The sequence below is a fragment of the Pseudomonas sp. H3(2019) genome (assembly GCF_007713465.1).
Classification (GTDB): Bacteria; Pseudomonadota; Gammaproteobacteria; order Pseudomonadales; family Pseudomonadaceae; genus Aquipseudomonas.
The window spans coordinates 94,443-114,341 of sequence record NZ_VMSG01000013.1; the positions used below are offsets into that span (position 1 = coordinate 94,443).

Consider the following 19,899-nt stretch of genomic DNA (forward strand, 5'->3'; position numbering starts at 1 on the left):
AGATGCACATGCCCGCAGAACTGTCCTTATCCCTCAAACAGGCTCGGCGTCTGGCGCTGGCCGCCCAGGGGTTCACCGGGCGCCAGCCGCCAGCGGCGATCAAGCCCGCTCAGCTCAACCGCCTGATCGAGTGCGTGGGCATTTTGCAAATCGATTCGGTCAACGCACTGGTGCGCTCGCACTATCTTCCGCTGTTCTCGCGTCTTGGCAACTACTCCACCGACTTGCTCGACCAGGCCGCCTGGAGCCAAGGCCGACGGCGTACGTTGTTCGAGTATTGGGGGCATGAAGCGTCGTTGTTGCCGTTGTCGATGTATCCCTTGATGCGTTGGCGCATGCAGCGCGCGGCGCAAGGCGAGGGGATCTATCAGCAGCTGGCGCGTTTCGGTCGCGAACAGCAAGAGACCATTCGCCGTGTCCTGGCTTCGGTCCAGGAGCTGGGTGCACTCGGCGCCGGCAGTTTGTCTACGCGTCAGGAACGGGCCGGTCCATGGTGGGATTGGAGCGCTGAAAAGCATGCGCTGGAATGGTTGTTCGCAGCCGGCGAAGTGACGGTGGCGGGGCGTCGCGGCTTCGAGCGTCTTTACGACTTGCCGGAGCGGGTGATTCCCGAATCGCTTCTCAAGCAACCGCTGCTCGGCGAAACCGAGGCGCAACGCGGATTGCTGTTGCATGCAGCCAAAGCGTTGGGTGTCGGCACGGAAAAGGATCTGCGCGACTATTTTCGGTTGAGTCTGACGGAGTGCCGCAACGGTCTGGCCGAGCTGGTTGAAAATGGCCAGTTGCTGGTGTGCGGGGTTCAAGGTTGGAAGCAGCCGGCGTACTGTCTGCCGGAGCCAAAAGTACCGCGCAAGGTCGAAGCCAGCGCGTTGCTTTCACCGTTTGATTCGTTGATCTGGGAACGCAGTCGAACCGAGCGGTTGTTCGATTTTCGTTATCGACTGGAAATCTACACGCCGCCAGACAAGCGGGTTTACGGCTATTACGTGCTGCCGTTTTTGCACAACGAGCGGATTGCCGCGCGGATTGACCTTCGAGCGGAACGGGCGTTGGGGCGGTTGGCGGTGCATGCCGTACACGAAGAAGATCCGGGCCTGGATGAGCAGGGGATGCAGGCGTTGGCGGCGAATCTTCGGCAGATGGCCGGTTGGTTGGGGTTGGAAAAGATTCAGCTCAATTGCTCGCGGGCCAGTGCGGCGCGGTTGCGGGTGGCGTTGACGCAGTCGACCTGAATGATCGTTCCCACGCAGAGTGAGGGAACGATCACTCTCGTCCTCTAACGACGAACCTGCTTCAGGGTCTCGGCAATCAAGAACGCCAGCTCCAGCGACTGATCGGCATTCATCCGCGGGTCGCAATGGGTGTGGTAACGGTCCGACAAACCATCTTCGGTGATCGGCCGCGCACCGCCGATGCATTCAGTGACGTTCTGTCCGGTCATCTCGATGTGGATGCCACCGGCATAGGTGCCTTCCGCTTCGTGAACCTGGAAGAACTGCTTCACCTCGCCAAGGATCTGCGCGAAATCCCGGGTCTTGTAGCCGCTGCTGGCCTTGATGGTGTTGCCGTGCATCGGGTCGCTGCTCCAGAGCACTTTCTTGCCTTCGCGTTCGACCGCACGAATCAGCTGCGGCAGATGGTCGCCGACCTTGTTTGCGCCCATCCGCGCGATCAGGTTCAGGCGGCCTGGATCGTTGTCGGGGTTGAGCACATCGATCAGGCGAATCAGTTCTTCGGTGTTCATGGACGGGCCGACCTTGACCCCGATCGGGTTGTTCACCCCGCGCAGGAACTCGACATGAGCGCCGTCGAGCTGACGCGTGCGATCGCCGATCCACAGCATGTGCGCCGAGCAATCGTAGTAATCGTTGGTCAGGCTGTCGCGGCGTACGAAGGCTTCTTCGTAGTTCAACAGCAGCGCCTCGTGGGCGGTGAAGAAACTGGTTTCGCGCAGTTGCGGCGAGCTGTCCATGCCGCAGGCGCGCATGAACGCCAGGGTTTCATCAATACGGTCGGCCAGGTGGCTGTACTTTTCGGCCAGCGCCGAGTTGGCGATGAAGTCCAGGTTCCATTTATGCACTTGATGCAAGTCGGCAAAGCCGCCCTGGGCAAAGGCCCGCAGCAGGTTCAGGGTCGCGGTGGACTGGTGATAGGACTGCAACAGGCGATCCGGGTCGGGGACGCGGCTTTTTTCATCGAAACCGATACCGTTGACGATGTCGCCTCGGTAGGCCGGCAGGGTCACGCCGTTGATGGTTTCGTCATTGGACGAGCGCGGTTTGGCGAACTGCCCGGCCATGCGCCCGACTTTTACCACCGGACAACCGGCGGCGAAGGTCATGACGATCGCCATTTGCAGCAGGACTTTGAAGGTGTCGCGGATTTTCGCAGCCGAAAACTCGGCGAAGCTTTCCGCGCAATCGCCACCTTGCAGCAGAAACGCCCGGCCCTGGGTCACCTCGGCAAACTGACGGCGCAACTCCCGGGCCTCACCGGCAAACACCAATGGCGGATAACTGGCCAGGCTTTGCTCGACCTGCCGCAAATGCGCAGCGTCAGGGTAGTGGGGTTGTTGCTGGATCGGCAGGGCGCGCCAGCTGTCAGGGCTCCAGGGTTGGCTCATCGTGGACTCTAATGTTTTACGATCGGACGTTTATGTTATCAGCAATTAGTGCGTGACCTGTTCCCGAAGCTTGGCGGACAATCGCGCCTTTGCCGCACCAAGCGGAACGAATGATTGCGTTGCCGGGGATCAACCCGACAACGACCAGGAGACGAAATGACTGAGGAGCGCGTCGAGCATCTGCTCGCCGAGGTGCACGATGAATTCGGCATGATCCGGGTGCTGGAAGTGGCGGATTACCGTTTTCTCGAATTTGGCGATGCCATCGAGCAGAGCTGCGTGTTCACTGCCGATCCGAGCTGGCTCGAGTACGACTACACCCGCGCGATGCTGATTGGTGCGCTGTGTCATGAGCAGCCGGAAAGTGCGCTGTTTCTCGGGCTGGGGGCGGGCACCCTGACTCAGGCGTGCCTGAAGTTCCTGCCGCTGGACGACGTCGAAGCGATCGAGTTGCGCCCGGACGTACCGCGTCTGGCCATCGAGTACCTGGGGCTGGACGACGATCCTCGTTTGTATATCCGTATCGGCGACGCCCTCGAGTTGCTCGAGACGGCTGAATCGGCGGATCTGATTTTCGTCGACCTTTATACCGATGTCGGGCCGGGTGTCGGCCATTTGGCCTGGGGCTTTCTGGAAAACTGTCAAAAACGCCTGAATCCGGGCGGCTGGCTGGTGATCAATCAATGGGCGACCGATGACGGCAAGCCACTGGGTGCGGCATTACTGCGTGGGCTCTATCACCGGCATTATTGGGAACTGCCGGTGAAGGAGGGCAACGTGATCCTGATCGTGCCAGCCGACCTTGACCAGGAACTGGACATGCAAGGATTGACCGCTCGCGCCGAAGCGCTGGCGCCGCGGTTGGGGTATTCGTTGCAGTCACTGATCAAGGCGATTCGTCCGGCGACGTGAATTCTGGCGAGCCACAAAGGCAATGTCAGCAGCCTTTGAACACGCCCGGGCGTTTCTCGATCAACGATCGCACGCCTTCCTTGGCGTCTTCACTGTTGAGCAACTTCTTGACCAGTGCTGGCAAAGCCAATGCCGCCGCTGTTTCACCCTCCAGATGGGCCAGGCGCGCCGACAGCAAGGTTGCCTGAACCCCCAGCGGCGCCTGCCTGGCAATGCGTTCTGCCAGCTCGATCGCGCGAGGTAACAGGTCTTCGCTGGCCATCACCTCCTGCACCAGCCCCAGACGTAGCGCTTCGTGGGCATCGAACTCATCGCCGGTCAGCAGCCAGCGCATGGCATTGCCCCAGCCGGCTATCTGATGCAGACGCAGGGTTGCCCCGCCAAAGGGGAAGATGCCGCGCTGCACTTCCATTTGCGCAAAACGGGTGTTGCTGGCGCAGAGGTTGATATCGGCGGCCAACATCAGTTCGATGCCAATGGTCAGGCAATAACCCTGGGCCGCAACAATCACCGGTTTGCTGACCCTTGGGCCAACGAACACCCCCCACGGATCGCAACCGCCGGCCGGGACTTGCCAGCCTTCGGCCAGTGCCGCGCTGACACTCGCCAGGTCCAACCCGGCGGTAAAGTGCTCGCCGTGACCGAACACCACCGCAACGCGGGCCTCGCTGTCGGCTTCGAACTCGCCATAGGCCAGGCTCAGTGCGTTGAGCAGATCGAGGTCAAACGCATTGCGCTTGGCCATCCGGTCCAGCCCGATCAACAGGACATGACCGCGTCGTTCACGGCTGACGCGACTGCAATCAGGTTGATTCATGGGGTATTTCCTCGGGCGGGGAAGGGGGCTCAGACCAAAGGTCATGGCCTGAAAGATGAACCGTTTAAGTGTCATGACCAACAGGGCCGGGCTTTTGAAAAATAGACCGTCGCACGATTATCCGCAAAGCCTGTGACACAACGGTGTATGCCGGGTTTTTCCGACAAATAAAGCTCCCTTTTTTGGTGAATTCCGGTATAGTGCGCGCCGGTCTTTAGCCAGGCCGCGTTTAGGTAGCGCAATTCCCCGAAGTCAGCTTCGGCTGCACGTCCGCACAGCGGACTCTTCCTTGACGAATCTTTTTCATTCATTCGTTTTCGCAAATCCCCGCCGACAAAGCAGCCAGGGCGACTCTTGAGTCTTACACGGCATGCGCAGCTTTGGAGCATGGGTCTTTGCGGATGCACTTAGAGGCAGACCCATGACCCAGGAAACCGGCGGCTTCGCCGCTTTTAACCTTAATCCGAATATTCTTGCAGCCGTCATCGCGACTGGCTACGAAGAGCCTTCGGCTATTCAGCAGCAATCGATCCCGATCATCATGGCCGGTCACGACATGATTGGTCAGGCGCAAACCGGTACGGGTAAAACCGCTGCGTTCGCCCTGCCGATCCTGCATCGCATCGATCCTGCTAAGCGCGAACCGCAAGCCCTGATCCTGGCGCCAACCCGTGAGTTGGCGCTGCAAGTAGCAACCGCTTTCGAAACCTACGCCAAGCAAATGCCGGGCGTTACCGTTGTGGCCGTTTACGGCGGCGCGCCTATGGGCCCGCAACTGAAAGCAATCCGTAATGGCGCACAGATCGTTGTCGCCACTCCGGGCCGTCTGTGCGACCACCTGCGTCGTGACGAAAAAGTATTGGCGACCGTGAACCATCTGGTTCTCGACGAAGCTGACGAAATGCTCAAACTGGGCTTCATGGACGACCTGGAAGTTATCTTCAAGGCCTTGCCGGCAACCCGTCAGACCGTATTGTTCTCGGCTACCCTGCCGCAGTCGATCCGTGCCATCGCCGAGCGTCATCTGCGTGATCCGCAGCACGTGAAAATCCAGACCAAGACTCAGACCGTTACCGCGATCGAACAGGCTCACCTGTTGGTTCACGCTGACCAGAAGACCTCGGCTGTATTGAGCCTGCTGGAAGTGGAAGACTTCGACGCGCTGATCATGTTCGTGCGTACCAAGCAAGCGACCCTGGACCTGGCCAGTGCCCTGGAAGCCAAAGGCTACAAAGCCGCTGCGCTGAACGGTGACATTGCCCAGAACCAGCGTGAGCGCGTGATCGATTCCCTCAAGGATGGCCGTCTGGACATCGTTGTGGCGACCGACGTTGCTGCTCGTGGTCTGGACGTTCCGCGTATCACTCACGTTTTCAACGTTGATATGCCGTACGATCCAGAGTCCTACGTTCACCGTATCGGCCGTACCGGCCGTGCCGGTCGCGAAGGTCGTGCACTGCTGTTGGTGACTCCACGTGAACGCCGCATGCTGCAAGTGATCGAGCGTGTAACCGGTCAAAAGGTTGCTGAAGTTCGCCTGCCAGACGCTCAAGCTGTTCTCGATGCACGCATCAAGAAACTGACCAACAGCCTGTCGCCGCTGGTGGCCGATGCCGAATCGACTCACGGTGATCTGCTGGATCGCCTGACTGCCGACATCGGTTGCACCCCGCGTGCACTGGCTGCTGCTCTGCTGCGCAAGGCTACCAACGCTCAGGCGCTGACCCTGGCTGCCATCGAGAAAGAACGTCCACTGGTGCCGAACAACGCACCGCGTGGCGATCGTCCAGAGCGTACCGGTGATCGTCCGGACCGTGGTGACCGCGAGCGTCGTGCTCCGATCCCATTGGCCGAAGGCCGTGCTCGTTGCCGTACCGCGCTGGGTGCGCGTGATGGTATCGCTGCCAAAAACCTGCTGGGCGCCATCCTCAACGAAGGTGGTCTGGCTCGTGAAGCAATCGGCCGTATCCAGGTGCGTGACAGCTTCAGCCTGGTCGAGTTGCCGGAAGATGGTCTGGAGCGTCTGCTGACCAAACTGAAGGACACTCGCGTTGCCGGTAAGCAGCTGAAACTGCGTCGCTATCGCGAAGATTGATCCGCTCTCGGGCTGATTGATCGCACATAAAAAATCCCCGACTGGTTCGGGGATTTTTTTTCCTGCAGTTTTGTATTGATCGTTCCCACGCTCTGCGTGGGAATGCCGCTAAGGACGCTCTGCGTCCGATGTTGACGCTGTGACGCAGAGCGTCACGGGATGCATTCCCACGCGGGAGCGTGGGAACGAGCGGCAGGACTCAGCCGAAACGATAGATGTCCATCCCCAGCGCACCCATGGTGAACCCCTGATGGGCGATGCTGAAATCGCCACCGGCGCCTCGGGCGAAGTACAGCGGCAGCAAATGCTCGTCGCTGGGATGGCTGCGCACGGCATTCGGGGCTTGCCGACGATAGTCGTGCAGGGCAGCTTCGTCGTTTGCGGCGAGCTTTTCGATCATCCAGTCGCGAAAGGCCTTGGCCCAGGGCTCGACGCTTTCCGGGCCGGCATGCCAGTCCAGCTCGCGCAGGTTGTGGGTGATGCTGCCGGAACCAATCAACAGCACGCCTTGCTCGCGCAGACTGGACAGCGCACGACCGACGCGGGTTTGCAGGGCAGGGCCGAGATGGCTTGGCAGTGACACTTGCACCACCGGAATGTCGGCCCGGGGATACATCAGAGACAGTGGAACCCAAACACCATGATCGAACGGGCGCTGGTTATCGAACTGTGCTTGTAAGCCATCAGCGTTGAGTAACCCGGCGACCTGCGCCGCGAGTTCCGGCTGGCCGGGTGCGGGGTATTGCACCGCGAACAGCGCGGCGGGGAATCCTCCGAAGTCGTGCCAGGTTTCCGGTTGCTCAGCGCTGCCGACGCGCAGGTCCTGACTTTCCCAGTGTGCGGAAACGATTACGATGGCCTTGGGTTTTGGCAGCTCGCTGGCCAGACGCGCAAGCGCCGGGCCACTGGCACCGGGCTCCAGTGCCAGCATAGGTGAACCGTGAGAGATAAACAGGCTGGGGAACATGAATAAGGTCCTGAGCGTTAAGATGGGAGCATCTTCAGTCAGATCATTGATCTAAATCTAATATAAGTTTTAGGGCATATAGATCGAATTATCAGGGGGATTTATGCAGCCGGAGTTTTGGCAAAAGCGTTGGGAGCTCAATCAGATCGGTTTCCATCAGTCAGAGGTTAATCCTTACTTGCAGCAATACTGGCCGCAATTGAATCTGACGAAGGACTCGCAGGTGCTGGTGCCGCTCTGTGGGAAAAGTCTTGATCTCGTGTGGCTGGCCGGACAGGGGCACCGGGTGTTGGGTGTCGAGTTGTCGGAAAAAGCCGTGGAGGAATTTTTTCGTGAGCAGCAGCTGACACCGCAGATTACCGAGCGCGGGGGCTTCAAAGTCTACCAGGCAGGTTCCCTCGTGCTCTGGTGCGGAGATTTTTTCGGCCTGACCGCCGACGATGTAGCCGATTGTGTGGCTGTCTATGATCGGGCGGCGCTGATTGCCTTGCCGCCGCCCATGCGCGAGAAATACGCCGCGCACTTGAGCCGGATTTTGCCGTCAGCTTGCGAAGGCTTGTTGATTACGATGGACTACGATCAGGCGCAGATGGCTGGGCCACCGTTTTCTGTGAGCGATGACGATGTGCAGGCATTGCTGGCGGGGCGCTGGCAGCTTGAATTCTGTGAGGAGCGGGACATTCTGGGTGAGAGCTGGAAGTTCCTCCAGGCGGGTGTGACGCACCTTGAGGAGCGGGTTTATCGGTTAAAGGCGCCGAGCGTTCCATAAACCGAACGCCCACAAAAAAGGGCGACCGGGTCGCCCTTTTTTAACGCAGCTCTTTTCGCCGTAGCTCTTTTTACCGGAGGATCTATCAGCCGCGACGACGCAGTGCGTCGATACGCTCTTCCAGTGGCGGGTGGCTCATGAACATGCGAGCGAACCCTTGCTTGATGCCACCGTTGATGCCGAAGGCATTCAGGGTGTCCGGCATGTGTACCGGCAGGCCTTGCTCCGAGCGCAAGCGCTGCAAGGCGCCGATCATGGCGTTGGTGCCGGCCAGACGGGCGCCAGCTTCGTCTGCACGGAATTCGCGTTTACGCGAGAACCACATGACGATCGAGCTGGCCAGGAAGCCCAGTACCAGTTCGGCGAAAATGGTTGCGACGTAGTAGGCAATGCCTTGGCCTTCTTCGTTCTTGAAGATCACCTTGTCGACGAAATTACCGATGATCCGCGCGAAGAACATGACGAAGGTGTTCACCACGCCCTGAATCAGTGCCAGCGTCACCATGTCGCCATTGGCCACATGACCAATTTCGTGGGCCAGAACGGCTTTCACTTCATCGGGCGAGAAACGCTCGAGCAAGCCCTGGCTGACCGCGACCAGCGCATCGTTCTTGTTCCAGCCGGTGGCGAAGGCGTTAGCCTCGTACGCCGGGAAAATCCCGACTTCGGGCATCTTGATTCCTGCTTCGCGGGACAGCTGCTCGACGGTTTGCAGCAGCCATTGTTCATGGCGAGTGCGCGGCTGGCTGATGATTTGGGTGCTGGTGCTCATCTTCGCCATCCACTTGGAGATGAACAGCGAGAACAGTGAGCCGGCGAAACCAAAGACCGCACAGAAAATCAGCAGCTGATTGAGGTTGAGATCAACCCCGTTGGCCGCCATGAACCCGTTGAAGCCGAAAAGGCTCAGGGTGATGCTGGCAATCAGCACGACCGCCAGGTTAGTGGCCAAAAACAGCAGGATGCGCATCATGGTTGTAGAAATCTCCTCGTGCTAAATATGTAGCGTACTGCGGGGTATATAAGGTGCCGCACCAGGCTATTCAACCGGGTGACTATTTCAAACTGTGTCCTACAGCTGGATTCTAGATGCTTGCAGGGCATTTCTGACGTCACCTGAAGAGATAGTTGGCTGGATTTTGCTTTCACAAGTCCCGCCTCTATTGGGCGTAACCGGCAGTCGCGTAAATCCGCCAACACCCAAGGCGCTGTCGCAGTCGAAGAATGGAGATATGTTGCTGAATTAATCGCCGAGGGCCTTTTTGAAGCCCTCGGCGTTATCGCGCTTACTGGCGATAGGACTTGAGGAAGTTGCCGATCCGACCGATAGCCATGTCCAGGTCGTCCACCCGCGGCAAGGTCACGACACGGAAGTGGTCTGGCCATGGCCAGTTGAAGGCTGTGCCCTGGACCACCAGCAGTTTTTCCGAGAGCAGCAGGTCGAGGACGAACTTTTCGTCGTTGTGGATCGGGCAGACTTTAGGGTCGATCCGCGGGAAGGCGTAGAGCGCGCCCATCGGTTTGACACAGCTGACGCCCGGGATGTCGTTGAGCAGTTCCCAGGTACGGTTGCGCTGTTCAAGCAGGCGCCCTTGCGGCAGCACCAGATCATTGATGCTCTGATAACCGCCCAGTGCGGTCTGGATCGCGTGCTGGCTTGGCACGTTGGCGCACAGGCGCATGTTGGCCAGTATGTCGATGCCTTCGATGTAGCTTTGGGCGTGATGCTTGGGGCCGGAAATGGCGACCCAGCCGGAACGGAAACCGGCAACCCGATAGGACTTGGACAGACCGTTGAAGGTCAGGCACAGCAGGTCCGGCGCCAGGGATGCGGTGCAGATGTGCACGGCATCGTCGTACAGAATCTTGTCGTAGATCTCGTCGGAGAACACCACCAGGTTGTGCTGGCGAGCCAGTTCCAGCATGCCCAGCAGGACTTCCTTGGAATACACCGAGCCGGTAGGGTTGTTCGGGTTGATGATGACCAAAGCCTTGGTGTTCGGGGTGATCTTGGCCTTGATGTCGGCCAGGTCTGGCCACCAGTTGGCTTGCTCATCGCACAGGTAGTGCACCGGATTACCGCCTGCCAGGCTTACCGCGGCGGTCCACAGCGGATAGTCGGGGGCCGGAACCAGCACTTCGTCGCCGTTGTTGAGCAGAGCCTGCATCGACATCACGATCAGCTCGGAAACACCGTTGCCCAGGTAGATGTCTTCGATGCCGACACCTTCTACCTGTTTCTGCTGGTAATACTGCATGACGGCCTTGCGCGCACTGAACAGGCCTTTGGAATCGCTGTAACCCTGGGCGGTCGGCAGGTTGCGGATCACGTCCTGGAGGATTTCATCAGGCGCTTCGAAGCCAAAAGGCGCCGGGTTGCCAATGTTCAGCTTGAGGATGCGATGGCCTTCCTCTTCCAGGCGTTTGGCGTGCTTGAGCACTGGGCCGCGAATGTCGTAGCAGACGTTGGCGAGCTTGTTCGATTTGCTGACCTGCATGGCGATGTGTTCCCGAAAATGAACGATCCAGACGCTGTTTGAACTACCGTAATGGGAATCCTGCGTTTTCACACACGCCTGGCGCCTGGGGTCACCGCACCAAAATGTTTGAATGCGGGTAACTCGGCTGCCAGACTGGCATTTAACGAGGCGCAATCATACGTGCCGCCTGATCCGTGGAAAAGATACAGATCAGGCTTTTTCAGATGCAGAGGGATGACGATGGAAAAGTTGGAAAAAACCCTGGATGAATGGCGTGCGATGCTCGACCCGGAGCAGTACAACGTTTGTCGCCTGAAGGGCACCGAACGGCCGTTCTCGGGCAAGTACAACGGCACCAAAACCGATGGTGTCTATCACTGTATCTGCTGCAACGAACCGCTGTTCGACTCAAAAGCCAAGTTCGATTCAGGCTGTGGCTGGCCGAGCTTCTATGAGCCGATCGGCGAGAGTGCCATGGTCGAGATTCGCGATATCAGCCACGGCATGATTCGTACCGAAGTGGTCTGCGCCAAGTGCGACGCGCACCTGGGGCATGTATTCCCGGATGGCCCGCCACCGACCGGCTTGCGTTATTGCATCAACTCGGTGTGCCTGGACCTGGTGCCGCGCGAATAATGTGAGTCCTGGCCTGCGGCAGCTCCTTGTCGGCAGGTTATTGATTTATTAAATTGCACACAATCGAATTGCTCGCTATGTTTAAGCCTTCCTCATCTTCCACCGGAGCATGCGTGATGACCGAGAACCTGCTGAGTATTCCCTGCACCACCATCAAAGGTGAGCAAAAGACCCTGGCCGATTACGCCGGCAAAGCGGTATTGGTGGTCAACACCGCCAGTAAATGCGGCTTTACCCCGCAGTACAAAGGATTGGAGGAGTTATGGCGGACCTACAAGGATCGAGGCCTGGTGGTGCTCGGTTTTCCGTGCAACCAGTTCGGTAAACAGGAGCCGGGCAATGAAGGGGCTATTTCCGAGTTCTGCGAACTGAACTTCGGTGTGAGTTTTCCATTGTTCAAAAAAATCGACGTCAACGGTAGCGACGCCCATCCGCTGTTTGTTCAGCTGAAAAAGCGTGCGCCGGGTTTACTGGGCTCCCAGGGCATCAAGTGGAATTTCACCAAGTTCCTGATCGGCCAGGATGGCAAGCTGGTCAAGCGTTTTGCGCCGACGACCAAGCCGCAGGACCTGACCCGCGAGATTGAAGCCCTGCTCAAATGAACGATGTGTCAGCCGATTCGCTGCTGCTCGACAGTCAGCTCTGCTTCAAGCTGTACGCCGCTTCCCGAGCGGTGATCCGCGGCTATAAGCCAATGCTCGATCAACTGGGCCTGACGTATCCGCAATATCTGGTGATGCTGGTGCTATGGGAGTGGCAGCAAAGTGCGCCCGAGCAGCCAACAGTCAAAGCCCTTGGCGAGCGGCTGTCGCTGGATTCCGGGACGCTCACGCCGTTGCTCAAGCGTCTTGAGCAGTTACACCTGGTCCAGCGTCAACGCTCGGCGCGCGATGAGCGAGAAGTGCACTTGAGCCTGTCAGCCGCCGGGCTTGCCCTGCGCGAACAGGTCGGACCGCTCAAGGCACGCCTATTGTGCGACAGCGGTGTCGATCTTGAGCGCTTGGGCAAATTGCGCGATGGCCTTGATCAACTGCTGGGGCAGATCAGGGCGCTATCGTAGCCGGCACCCACTGTTCAAGCAGGGCAGCCAGTTCCTCGCGACGGAACGGTTTCGCCAGATAATCGCTCATGCCTGCTGCACGGCAGCGTTCGCGCTCCTCGGGCATGGCGTTGGCGGTCAGGGCAACGATCGGCAGATCCGGCCAGCGCCCGCTGTGACGGATCTGCCGGCTGGCCTCGTAGCCGTCCATCACCGGCATGTTGCAGTCCATCAGCACCATGTCGAATTCCTTGAGTTCCAACTGCTCGAGCGCTTCGGCGCCGTGGGAGGCGACAACCACCTTGCAGCCCAACTTGCTGAGCATGCCTTTGGCCACGAGCTGATTGACCGGGTTGTCTTCCACCAGCAGGATTCTCGCCCGCCGCTGGGGCATGAGGCTTGACTCTTGAGCATCAGTGACGAGAGCGACTTCGTCGGCCTGTAAAGTGCGTCGTAGTGTCTGGTAGAGCGCGTTGCGGGCCAATGGGCGTGCTTGTTGTTGAAGAGGGGAGAGGGCAGCCGCTTCTTCACTGGGCATGAAACTGCCATAGGCTGTCACCAGCAGAATCGGCGCGGTCATGCCCGGACGTAATCCGAACAGACATTCCGGGCAGTCGGTGATCAGCACATCGGGCGACAACCCGATCAAGGAGTCGTCGATGGTGCGCTGCTGGTACTCCAGCCCCCAACCGGGCAACAGATTACCTAACAGTTCGGCCAGACCGCTGCTGGCGGCGGTGATCGCCAAGACCTTGCCTTGCAGGGACGCGGGAACGATTGCCGGCGTGTGGGCCGGCAACGGCAGTTCGGCGCAGAACTGGCTGCCGAAACCAGGCTCCGAACTGATGCCGAGGCGGCCCTGCATGGCTTCGCACAGATTGAAGGTCAGGGCCAGCCCCAGCCCGGTGCCACCGAACTGACGAGTGATGCCGGCACCTGCCTGGGTAAATGGCTGGAAGATTTTGAGCTGATCATCCTGCGCGATGCCGATTCCGGTGTCGCAGACTTCGATTCTGACGCCGTCTTCGTGGGCGCTCAGGCGCACGTCCACCCGTCCAAAACGGGTAAATTTAAGGGCGTTGGAGAGCAGGTTGCTGACAATCTGCCGAACCCGCATCGGGTCGCCGAGTACCAGAGACGGGAACTGCGGATCAATCAGGCATGTCAGTTCGACGCTGGGCGCGGCGTTCTGTGACAGCAGGTTGGCGGTGTCTTCGATCAGTGAGCCGAGGTCGAATGGAATGCGCTCCAGCTCAAGCTGACCAGCGTCGAACTTCGACAGGTCGAGAATATCGTTGAGCAGTTCCACCAGTACTTTGCCGGAGTCGTGGGCAATCGACAGTTGCTGGCGTTGTTCGGCATTCAGCGGACTGTCCAGCGAGAGGGCGATCATCCCCAGCAAGCCATTGAGCGGCGTACGGATTTCATGGCTCATGTTGGCCAGAAACACAGAGCGTGCCTGGGCCATGTCCAGAGCAGTCTGGCGCGCGATTTCCAATTCTGCGTTCGATACCGTCAATCGGCTATTGATCGCTTTCAGTTCACCGGTACGCGCCGAAACTATGTTCTCCAGTTGCTCGAGATAGTCGGTCAGACGGTTTTCGGCGTTGCGGCGTTGCTGGATTTCAGTGGTCATGTTTTCGAATTGCTGGTTGGCCACCGTGACCAGTACGCCGATCTCATCGTTTTCGTGTGCTGCCGGACACTCCAGCGGCGGCTGCTCCGAACTGCTCGGGTCACGCGCGCTCAGTTCGCGAATCACCCGCACCAGCGGTTTGGTGAGCATCACGTAGAACAGCGCCAGCAAAATCCCGGTCAGTATCAGGCTGCGGGCAAAACCGTTGATCAGAGTGACTTCGGCCCGGCGCAGAAAGCGGCTGCCAAACATGTAGGTGTCAATATCCAGTTGCAAGGTGCCGAGGGACTCATCGGGCAGGTGGTCGAGGAACAGGCGGTCTTTGAACTGTCGATTGGCGCCAAACAGAAAGTCGCTGATCGCCCGATAGCTGCCGTTTTGCGGGTCCGGTCGTTTGACGCTGGCGAGGATCGTATTGTTGTTATCGCTCAGTTGCGCACTGATCACTGCGGGCGAACGCAGCAGGCCGAGGGTCAGTTCCTGGGCCAGTTCGGCATCTATGTTGTAGGCGATCCGCGAAGCCGGGTTATGGCTGATTTCCAGCAGCGAGTGTATTTCCCGGTTGATGGAGGCGTCTTCGCTGGCATAATCGATGCCTATTTGCACCAGACTGAGCAAGGTTCCCAGAATGAAACCGACCAGCACCGTAAGCCTGGCTTGCTTGTAAGACAGGCGGTTGGTGAACTTGATATCCATGGTGTGCTGAACCACTTTCGTTTCCCTTCTGGGCGAAGCATAGCTGATCATCAGTGTATTTCGGCATGACTGACGGGTGAGCCATTATCGCGATAATCCCGGCATTACACGCTGCGTTTGGTTTTTTGTCCCCCATCATTACTGTGAACGTGCCTGAGGAGAAGTCGTGGATTCCCGATTGAATGCATTTCTTGAACGCGCCGATGCGGTTCTGGCTCGTATCGAGCCGTTACTGCCCGCGCAACGCAGGGCCATCGACTGGACACAGTGCCTGGCGGCACGCTGGCAGCGTGAGGGGCGCAGCGGATTTCTGTTGCCGCTTGAGGTCAGCCTGGACATGCGTCTGTCCGACCTGATCGGGGTCGACAAGCAATTGGAGCAATTGGGGCGAAACACCCGGCAGTTTCTCGACGGCATGCCTGCCAACCACGCGCTGCTCTGGGGTTCGCGCGGCACCGGTAAATCGTCGCTGGTGCGGGCCTTGCTGGCCGAGCACGCCAAAGGCGGTTTACGTCTGATCGAGATCGAACGTGATCACCTGGCGGACCTGCCACGCGTCGTCGAGCAAGTCGCCAAGCTGCCTCAGCGCTTTGTGCTGTTTTGCGATGATCTGTCGTTCGAGGCCGGTGAGGGGGATTACCGGGTACTAAAAAGCGTGCTCGATGGCTCGCTGGAACAGGCACCGGATAACGTACTGCTGTACGCCACCTCCAACCGTCGCCACCTGGTTCCGGAAAAAGAAAGCGATAACGAACACTGGAAAATGGTCGACGGCGAGCTTCATCCCAACGAGGCGGTCGAAGACAAGATCGCGTTGTCGGATCGATTTGGCCTATGGCTGTCGTTTTATCCTTTTACCCAGGAGCACTTCCTCAATGTGGTCGAGCATTGGGTGGGAGCGTTAGCGGGCAAGGCCGGCCTTGAGTGGAAACGTGATGAAGAACTCGAGATTCTCGCGGTTCGCTGGGCTACCGGACGCGGTAATCGCAACGGCCGTTGCGCGTATCAATTTGCCCGGTATTGGGTCGGACTGAAGTTGTTGGAGCACAAGGCATGATCGATTTGCAAAAGAGCGGCGCGGGACTTGAGGGCTATGGCCTGCTGTGCGCGCAGCTGGAGTCGTTGCTGGCGGATGAGCGCGACTTTATCGCCAACGCCGCGCAGTTTTCGGCGTTCTTGTTCAACCAGCTTTATGACCTGAACTGGGCCGGGTTTTACCTTAATCGCAACGAGGAGCTGGTACTCGGGCCGTTCCAGGGGCAGATCGCCTGTGTGCGGATTCCGTTCGGCCGGGGTGTGTGCGGGGCGGCCGCGGCCACTTTGCAGACCCAGTTGGTCGAGGACGTGCATGCGTTCCCTGGACATATCGCTTGCGACAGTGCCTCGAACAGCGAGCTGGTCGTGCCACTGGTCAAGGACGGTCGGTTGATCGGTGTGCTGGACCTGGACAGTCCGTTGTTGGCACGTTTCACCGTTGATGATCAGGCCGGCATTGAGCAGTTGGCGGCGATTTTCCTGCGTTTGACCGAATGCTGATCAAGCCCGTAGCTGCTGCCGAAGGCGGCTGCTACGAGTTGCTTCAGGGCAGGTTTTATACGTTGGCGTGACGACGGATCTGTCGTTGCAGCGCCTGCTCCAACTCGAGCATGGCGTGCTCTATGCCTTTGCAGCGGGCCTCGAGCTGGTCCGGACAGAAGTTCTCATGACATACGCGCTCAAGCGCTTCGCAACCGTCGATAAGCCTTGAGGCCTGAACAATACGGGCCGCACCTTTGATTTTGTGCGCCATATCGATGAAGGCTTGCGGCCCGCTTGCAGGAGGTAGTGCGAGGAGTTCCTGGCGGTCGAGGCGATTGCTGTTGAACAGTTCGGCGAGCAAGCGCTGAACCAGTTGTGGATCTCCGCCGGTGAGTAACTGCAAGCCGTCCAGGTGAAAGGCTTGATCTTCAATGATCGGCTTGAGTGCTTCCAGTCGTTGGCCCAGCGTAGTCAGGCTGATGGGTTTGAACAGGCAATCGTTCATGCCAGCCTGTCGGCATCGGAGTTTTTCCTCCGGTTGAGCATTGGCGGTGAAGCCAAGCACCGTGCAGGGCGGGCGCTGCTCATCGTGCTCGGTCTGGCGGATGGCACGAGTGAGTTCGTAGCCATTCATCAGTGGCATATTGCAGTCTGCAATCACCAGGTCGAAATGGCCCTCTTTCCATGCCTGGAAACCTGCCTCACCGTTGTTGGCCGTGACGGATCGATGCCCCAGAAAACCGAGTTGCTGGCACATGAGCAAGCGATTCGCGGGGTGGTCGTCGACCACCAGCACGTTCAGGGTGGCCGAGGCGTTCGCGATGACCGGTTGCGGGGTGTCCAGCACCACGGCGTCTGGCAGCGCGGCCATCGGCAATAAAATCCGGATTTGAGTGCCGACCCCGGGCGAGCTGGTCAGTTGCACGCAGCCGCCCATCATTTCGCACAGGTTGCGACTGATCACCAATCCCAATCCAGCGCCGCTTCTGGCCAAATGCCCGGTGTTATCGGCCTGAGTGAAAGGCTCGAACAAGCGTCGCTGATCGTCCTCGCTGATGCCAATTCCGCTGTCATTGACCCACAACTCCATCTGGAAACGGTCGGGCTCAGCGGCTGGTTGCAGATTGACCTTGATCCTCACCTGGCCGTGCTCGGTAAACTTGATGGCATTGCTGATCACGTTGGACAGTATCTGCTTGAAGCGCAGGGGGTCTATCAATACATCGGGCTGTTCAGCGCTGGTGGGGAACTCCAGCACCAGATTGAGGTTTTTTTGCCGGGCCAATCCATCGAAGACCCGTACGACCGATTCAATCGTCTCGCCAAGGTTCACCCGCTCTGGCGCCAGGCTCAAATGGCCGGACTCGATTCGGGCAATATCGAGTATGTCGCCAATCAACTCGAGCATGTCCTTGGCCGAGCTATAGGCCACTTCGATGGCCGGCCGATCCAGATGGCCCTGATCGGCCCGTTTCAATGTCAGTTCGAGCATGCCGATCACCGCGTTCATCGGAGTGCGAATTTCATGACTCATGGTGGCCAGGAAGGTGCTCTTGGCGCGATTGGCCTTGTCCGCCTGTTCTTTGGCGAACCTGAGCTCATCAAAAAGCTGCCGTCGTTCGCTGATGTCGATCCAGCCTCCTATGATCCCCTGGACCTCACCCGTCGAGTCTCGATAGGGGAGAATCCAGTGATAGATCGTCAACCTTTTCCGGCCAATGTGCAGCGGCCGGTCGAGAATCAATGGGACACCCTCGGCCACCACTCGCTGGTAGTCGGCCAGGTATTCCCTGGCCTCGAACTCGTTGCTCATGGCGCCCTGCATGAGGCTTTTGCCAATCACGTCCTCGCGTTTGGCACAAAAGGCTTCCAGATAGCTGTCGTTACAACTTTGCAGCAGTCCTTCACGGTCCCGTACGTAGATGGGGTGAGGCGTACCGTTGACCAGTGTGCGCATGAATTCGAACTGGTCGTTGAGTGCGCGTTCTGCCTTCTGGCGTTGCTTGATCTGCCTGCGCATATGGGCATTCCAGGCCAGCGAAATCAGCAGCAAAAGACCGCTGCCAATGACCAGTTGATAGAACAGGCGATGGTAGTTGCGCCAGGTGCTATTGGCGGTACCCGTGTAGCCGCGCCAACGGCTGTTGATGATTCCCAGCTCGTCCGGCGCAATGCTGAGCAGGGCTTTGTCGAGGATCGAGTGCAGTTCTGTAGCGCTGCGCGCGGTTGCCAATGAAAACGCGGCTTGCTGTGTCCCGACAGTCGCGCTGATTTGCAATGCATCCTCGAACACTTGCGATGAAATGAAGTAGTTGGCAATTACCAGCGAGTTGACTGCGCCCTCGACCTGACCTTTGGCGAGTAACTCCACTGCGCTGAAACTGTCAGGCGTTTCAATCAACTGGATCGTCGGGTAGGTGTGCTGCAGATAGTCGAGGAGTGGATTGCCTTGAGTGATGGCAAGGCTCTTTCCATTCAATTGCTCAAGACTGATCGGGCTGGAGGTGCTCTTTCGGGTCAGTAGCACAAATGAATTTTCCAGGTAGGGACGAGTGAAGCTCAGTTGCGCCTCGCGTTCGGCGCTGGGAATCATCGCGGCAATCAGGTCGGCCTGGTTCCCCCTGACCTGGCTGATCATCTCGCTGTCACTTTGGCTGCGGTGAATCTCGAAGCGTAAACCGGTTCGAAGCCTGATCAGTTCGAGCAAGTCGGCGGTGATCCCCCGAAAGCTCTCGTCGGCGTCAAAGAACGTCAGCGGGGCAAAGGCATCGTTGACGACCACGCGAACAACGGGGTGCTGCGCAAGCCAGCGTTCCTCACGATTGGTCAATTGCAGTTTGTGGTCAGTCAGAAGGATGTCGCTGCCCGCGCTCCAGCGTTTGGCAATGTTTTCCCGCTCGCCCGCGGGCACTTCCTTGAGTACCGCGTTGATGATTGCCAGCAGGTTCGGATTGTCTTTGCTGACCGCGAAGCTGAAGCCATAGGCCTCATGTTTGCCGAAGTTGGCCATCCGTACATTTTTCAGATAGCCCTTGTTGATCATGAAGTGGGTGGAAATGGTATCGCCAAGGAATACGTCTGCCTGGTCGAAGGCGACGGCATTGATTGCATTCTGATAGGACGGGTAAGCGGTGATGATGGCCTTGGGGTATTGCGCCTTTACCTCTTCCAGCGGCAGATAGTGATAGACCATGCTCAATCGCATGTCGGCAAGACCTTCGGTCAATGATCGGTTTTCGGCGTTTCGGGTGACCAGAACCGGTTGATCTATGGCATAGGGGGCGGACAGTACGATGCTGGAACGTCTTCCTTCAAAGCTGTTGGCCGTTCCGAGCAGGTCGACGTCGCCGTTTTCGAGTGCTTCGATGGCGGCCTCTCGGGAGAGGTAGCGACGGACCTTGATCGGCAGGCCCAGTGACTGTGCAAGAACTCCTGCGTAATCAGCCGTGAAACCCTCATAGTCGTGGCCGCTGATCGTTAAATCGAAAGGAGGGTAGTCAGGCGCGGAGGTCCCCAGGATCAATTCGCGTTTGTTCTGCATCCACAACCGTTGTGATTTATCCAGTTGAACGTCAATGTAACCTGCCGTTGAGCGACTGAGCAGCGTGTAATTTCCGACTCCGCTGTCTGCTCCCGACACAGAGGTGCTCAGACATAAACCTGCACTCAAATACAATAGATAGTCCTTTAAACACCTGGGCATCCTGTCTC

Annotated in this window: 16 protein-coding genes; 9 read left to right on the forward strand and 7 right to left on the reverse strand. The window is 58.5% G+C overall.

Annotated features, from left to right (window positions below; translation table 11 throughout):
- Window positions 1-8: 8 nt before the first annotated feature.
- Window positions 9-1,232 (forward strand): winged helix-turn-helix domain-containing protein, encoded by a 1,224-nt coding sequence (locus tag FPT12_RS14870; protein ID WP_145017023.1) that lies wholly within the window; start codon window positions 9-11, stop codon window positions 1,230-1,232.
- 44 nt (window positions 1,233-1,276) lie between these two features.
- Here the strand turns inward: FPT12_RS14870 and FPT12_RS14875 are convergent, their stop codons facing one another.
- Window positions 1,277-2,623: a class II 3-deoxy-7-phosphoheptulonate synthase gene (locus tag FPT12_RS14875; protein ID WP_145017025.1), complete on the reverse strand. Its 1,347-nt coding sequence runs from the start codon at window positions 2,621-2,623 to the stop codon at window positions 1,277-1,279.
- A 156-nt stretch (window positions 2,624-2,779) separates the two neighbouring features.
- Here FPT12_RS14875 and FPT12_RS14880 point away from each other — a divergent pair, with 156 nt between their 5' ends.
- Window positions 2,780-3,535, forward strand: a complete 756-nt coding sequence (locus FPT12_RS14880; RefSeq protein WP_145017027.1) for a spermidine synthase — start codon at window positions 2,780-2,782, stop codon at window positions 3,533-3,535.
- A gap of 25 nt (window positions 3,536-3,560) precedes the next feature.
- Here FPT12_RS14880 and FPT12_RS14885 read toward each other — a convergent pair whose 3' ends face one another.
- Entirely contained in the window at window positions 3,561-4,352 is a 792-nt protein-coding gene (locus FPT12_RS14885; protein ID WP_145017029.1) for a crotonase/enoyl-CoA hydratase family protein, read from the reverse strand.
- A gap of 421 nt (window positions 4,353-4,773) precedes the next feature.
- Between FPT12_RS14885 and FPT12_RS14890 the strand changes: the two genes are divergently transcribed.
- Window positions 4,774-6,447: a DEAD/DEAH box helicase gene (locus FPT12_RS14890; protein ID WP_145017032.1), complete on the forward strand. Its 1,674-nt coding sequence runs from the start codon at window positions 4,774-4,776 to the stop codon at window positions 6,445-6,447.
- 199 nt (window positions 6,448-6,646) lie between these two features.
- Here FPT12_RS14890 and FPT12_RS14900 read toward each other — a convergent pair whose 3' ends face one another.
- A complete protein-coding gene (locus FPT12_RS14900) occupies window positions 6,647-7,414 on the reverse strand; it encodes a class III extradiol ring-cleavage dioxygenase (protein WP_145017034.1) in 768 nt (255 codons plus the stop codon).
- 103 nt (window positions 7,415-7,517) lie between these two features.
- Here FPT12_RS14900 and FPT12_RS14905 point away from each other — a divergent pair, with 103 nt between their 5' ends.
- Entirely contained in the window at window positions 7,518-8,183 is a 666-nt protein-coding gene (locus FPT12_RS14905; RefSeq protein WP_145017036.1) for a thiopurine S-methyltransferase, read from the forward strand.
- Between the two features lie 85 nt (window positions 8,184-8,268).
- On the opposite strand, the gene htpX is transcribed toward FPT12_RS14905, so the two are convergent.
- Window positions 8,269-9,156 (reverse strand): protease HtpX, encoded by an 888-nt coding sequence (htpX, locus tag FPT12_RS14910; RefSeq protein ID WP_145017038.1) that lies wholly within the window; start codon window positions 9,154-9,156, stop codon window positions 8,269-8,271.
- Window positions 9,157-9,469: 313 nt separating this feature from the next.
- Window positions 9,470-10,681, reverse strand: coding sequence for a pyridoxal phosphate-dependent aminotransferase (locus FPT12_RS14915; RefSeq protein WP_145017040.1), 1,212 nt, complete (start codon window positions 10,679-10,681; stop codon window positions 9,470-9,472).
- A 222-nt stretch (window positions 10,682-10,903) separates the two neighbouring features.
- On the opposite strand from FPT12_RS14915, the gene msrB reads away from it, so the two are divergent.
- The 3 genes from msrB to FPT12_RS14930 all read left to right on the forward strand — a co-directional run bounded on the left by msrB (window position 10,904) and on the right by FPT12_RS14930 (window position 12,359).
- Window positions 10,904-11,299: a peptide-methionine (R)-S-oxide reductase MsrB gene (gene msrB / locus FPT12_RS14920; RefSeq protein ID WP_145017042.1), complete on the forward strand. Its 396-nt coding sequence runs from the start codon at window positions 10,904-10,906 to the stop codon at window positions 11,297-11,299.
- A 116-nt stretch (window positions 11,300-11,415) separates the two neighbouring features.
- Window positions 11,416-11,901 carry a glutathione peroxidase gene (locus FPT12_RS14925; RefSeq protein WP_145017044.1) on the forward strand — a complete coding sequence of 162 codons (486 nt, stop codon included), beginning with the start codon at window positions 11,416-11,418 and terminating at the stop codon, window positions 11,899-11,901.
- Window positions 11,898-12,359, forward strand: a complete 462-nt coding sequence (locus tag FPT12_RS14930; protein ID WP_145017046.1) for a MarR family winged helix-turn-helix transcriptional regulator — start codon at window positions 11,898-11,900, stop codon at window positions 12,357-12,359. The genes FPT12_RS14925 and FPT12_RS14930 overlap by 4 nt, the downstream gene beginning before the upstream one ends.
- On the opposite strand, the gene FPT12_RS14935 is transcribed toward FPT12_RS14930, so the two are convergent.
- Complete coding sequence (locus FPT12_RS14935; protein WP_145017157.1) at window positions 12,343-14,670, reverse strand: response regulator; 2,328 nt, start codon at window positions 14,668-14,670, stop codon at window positions 12,343-12,345. The genes FPT12_RS14930 and FPT12_RS14935 overlap by 17 nt on opposite strands.
- Window positions 14,671-14,836: 166 nt before the next feature.
- Here FPT12_RS14935 and FPT12_RS14940 point away from each other — a divergent pair, with 166 nt between their 5' ends.
- Window positions 14,837-15,727: an ATP-binding protein gene (locus FPT12_RS14940; protein WP_145017048.1), complete on the forward strand. Its 891-nt coding sequence runs from the start codon at window positions 14,837-14,839 to the stop codon at window positions 15,725-15,727.
- Window positions 15,724-16,206, forward strand: coding sequence for a GAF domain-containing protein (locus FPT12_RS14945; protein WP_145017050.1), 483 nt, complete (start codon window positions 15,724-15,726; stop codon window positions 16,204-16,206). The genes FPT12_RS14940 and FPT12_RS14945 overlap by 4 nt, the downstream gene beginning before the upstream one ends.
- A 55-nt stretch (window positions 16,207-16,261) precedes the next feature.
- On the opposite strand, the gene FPT12_RS14950 is transcribed toward FPT12_RS14945, so the two are convergent.
- Window positions 16,262-19,891 (reverse strand): transporter substrate-binding domain-containing protein, encoded by a 3,630-nt coding sequence (locus FPT12_RS14950; protein WP_145017051.1) that lies wholly within the window; start codon window positions 19,889-19,891, stop codon window positions 16,262-16,264.
- Window positions 19,892-19,899 lie beyond the last annotated feature (8 nt).

What these genes read in the sequence shown, in the direction of transcription:
- FPT12_RS14880 (WP_145017027.1), top strand. Translation starts at nt 2,780, where the DNA reads ATGACTGAGGAGCGCGTCGAGCATCTGCTCGCCGAGGTGCACGATGAA.
- FPT12_RS14900 (WP_145017034.1), bottom strand. Translation starts at nt 7,414, where the DNA reads ATGTTCCCCAGCCTGTTTATCTCTCACGGTTCACCTATGCTGGCACTG.
- FPT12_RS14885 (WP_145017029.1), bottom strand. Translation starts at nt 4,352, where the DNA reads ATGAATCAACCTGATTGCAGTCGCGTCAGCCGTGAACGACGCGGTCAT.
- FPT12_RS14905 (WP_145017036.1), top strand. Translation starts at nt 7,518, where the DNA reads ATGCAGCCGGAGTTTTGGCAAAAGCGTTGGGAGCTCAATCAGATCGGT.
- FPT12_RS14930 (WP_145017046.1), top strand. Translation starts at nt 11,898, where the DNA reads ATGAACGATGTGTCAGCCGATTCGCTGCTGCTCGACAGTCAGCTCTGC.
- FPT12_RS14890 (WP_145017032.1), top strand. Translation starts at nt 4,774, where the DNA reads ATGACCCAGGAAACCGGCGGCTTCGCCGCTTTTAACCTTAATCCGAAT.
- FPT12_RS14950 (WP_145017051.1), bottom strand. Translation starts at nt 19,891, where the DNA reads ATGCCCAGGTGTTTAAAGGACTATCTATTGTATTTGAGTGCAGGTTTA.
- FPT12_RS14870 (WP_145017023.1), top strand. Translation starts at nt 9, where the DNA reads ATGCCCGCAGAACTGTCCTTATCCCTCAAACAGGCTCGGCGTCTGGCG.
- FPT12_RS14915 (WP_145017040.1), bottom strand. Translation starts at nt 10,681, where the DNA reads ATGCAGGTCAGCAAATCGAACAAGCTCGCCAACGTCTGCTACGACATT.
- FPT12_RS14945 (WP_145017050.1), top strand. Translation starts at nt 15,724, where the DNA reads ATGATCGATTTGCAAAAGAGCGGCGCGGGACTTGAGGGCTATGGCCTG.
- FPT12_RS14875 (WP_145017025.1), bottom strand. Translation starts at nt 2,623, where the DNA reads ATGAGCCAACCCTGGAGCCCTGACAGCTGGCGCGCCCTGCCGATCCAG.
- FPT12_RS14935 (WP_145017157.1), bottom strand. Translation starts at nt 14,670, where the DNA reads ATGGATATCAAGTTCACCAACCGCCTGTCTTACAAGCAAGCCAGGCTT.
- FPT12_RS14925 (WP_145017044.1), top strand. Translation starts at nt 11,416, where the DNA reads ATGACCGAGAACCTGCTGAGTATTCCCTGCACCACCATCAAAGGTGAG.
- msrB (WP_145017042.1), top strand. Translation starts at nt 10,904, where the DNA reads ATGGAAAAGTTGGAAAAAACCCTGGATGAATGGCGTGCGATGCTCGAC.
- htpX (WP_145017038.1), bottom strand. Translation starts at nt 9,156, where the DNA reads ATGATGCGCATCCTGCTGTTTTTGGCCACTAACCTGGCGGTCGTGCTG.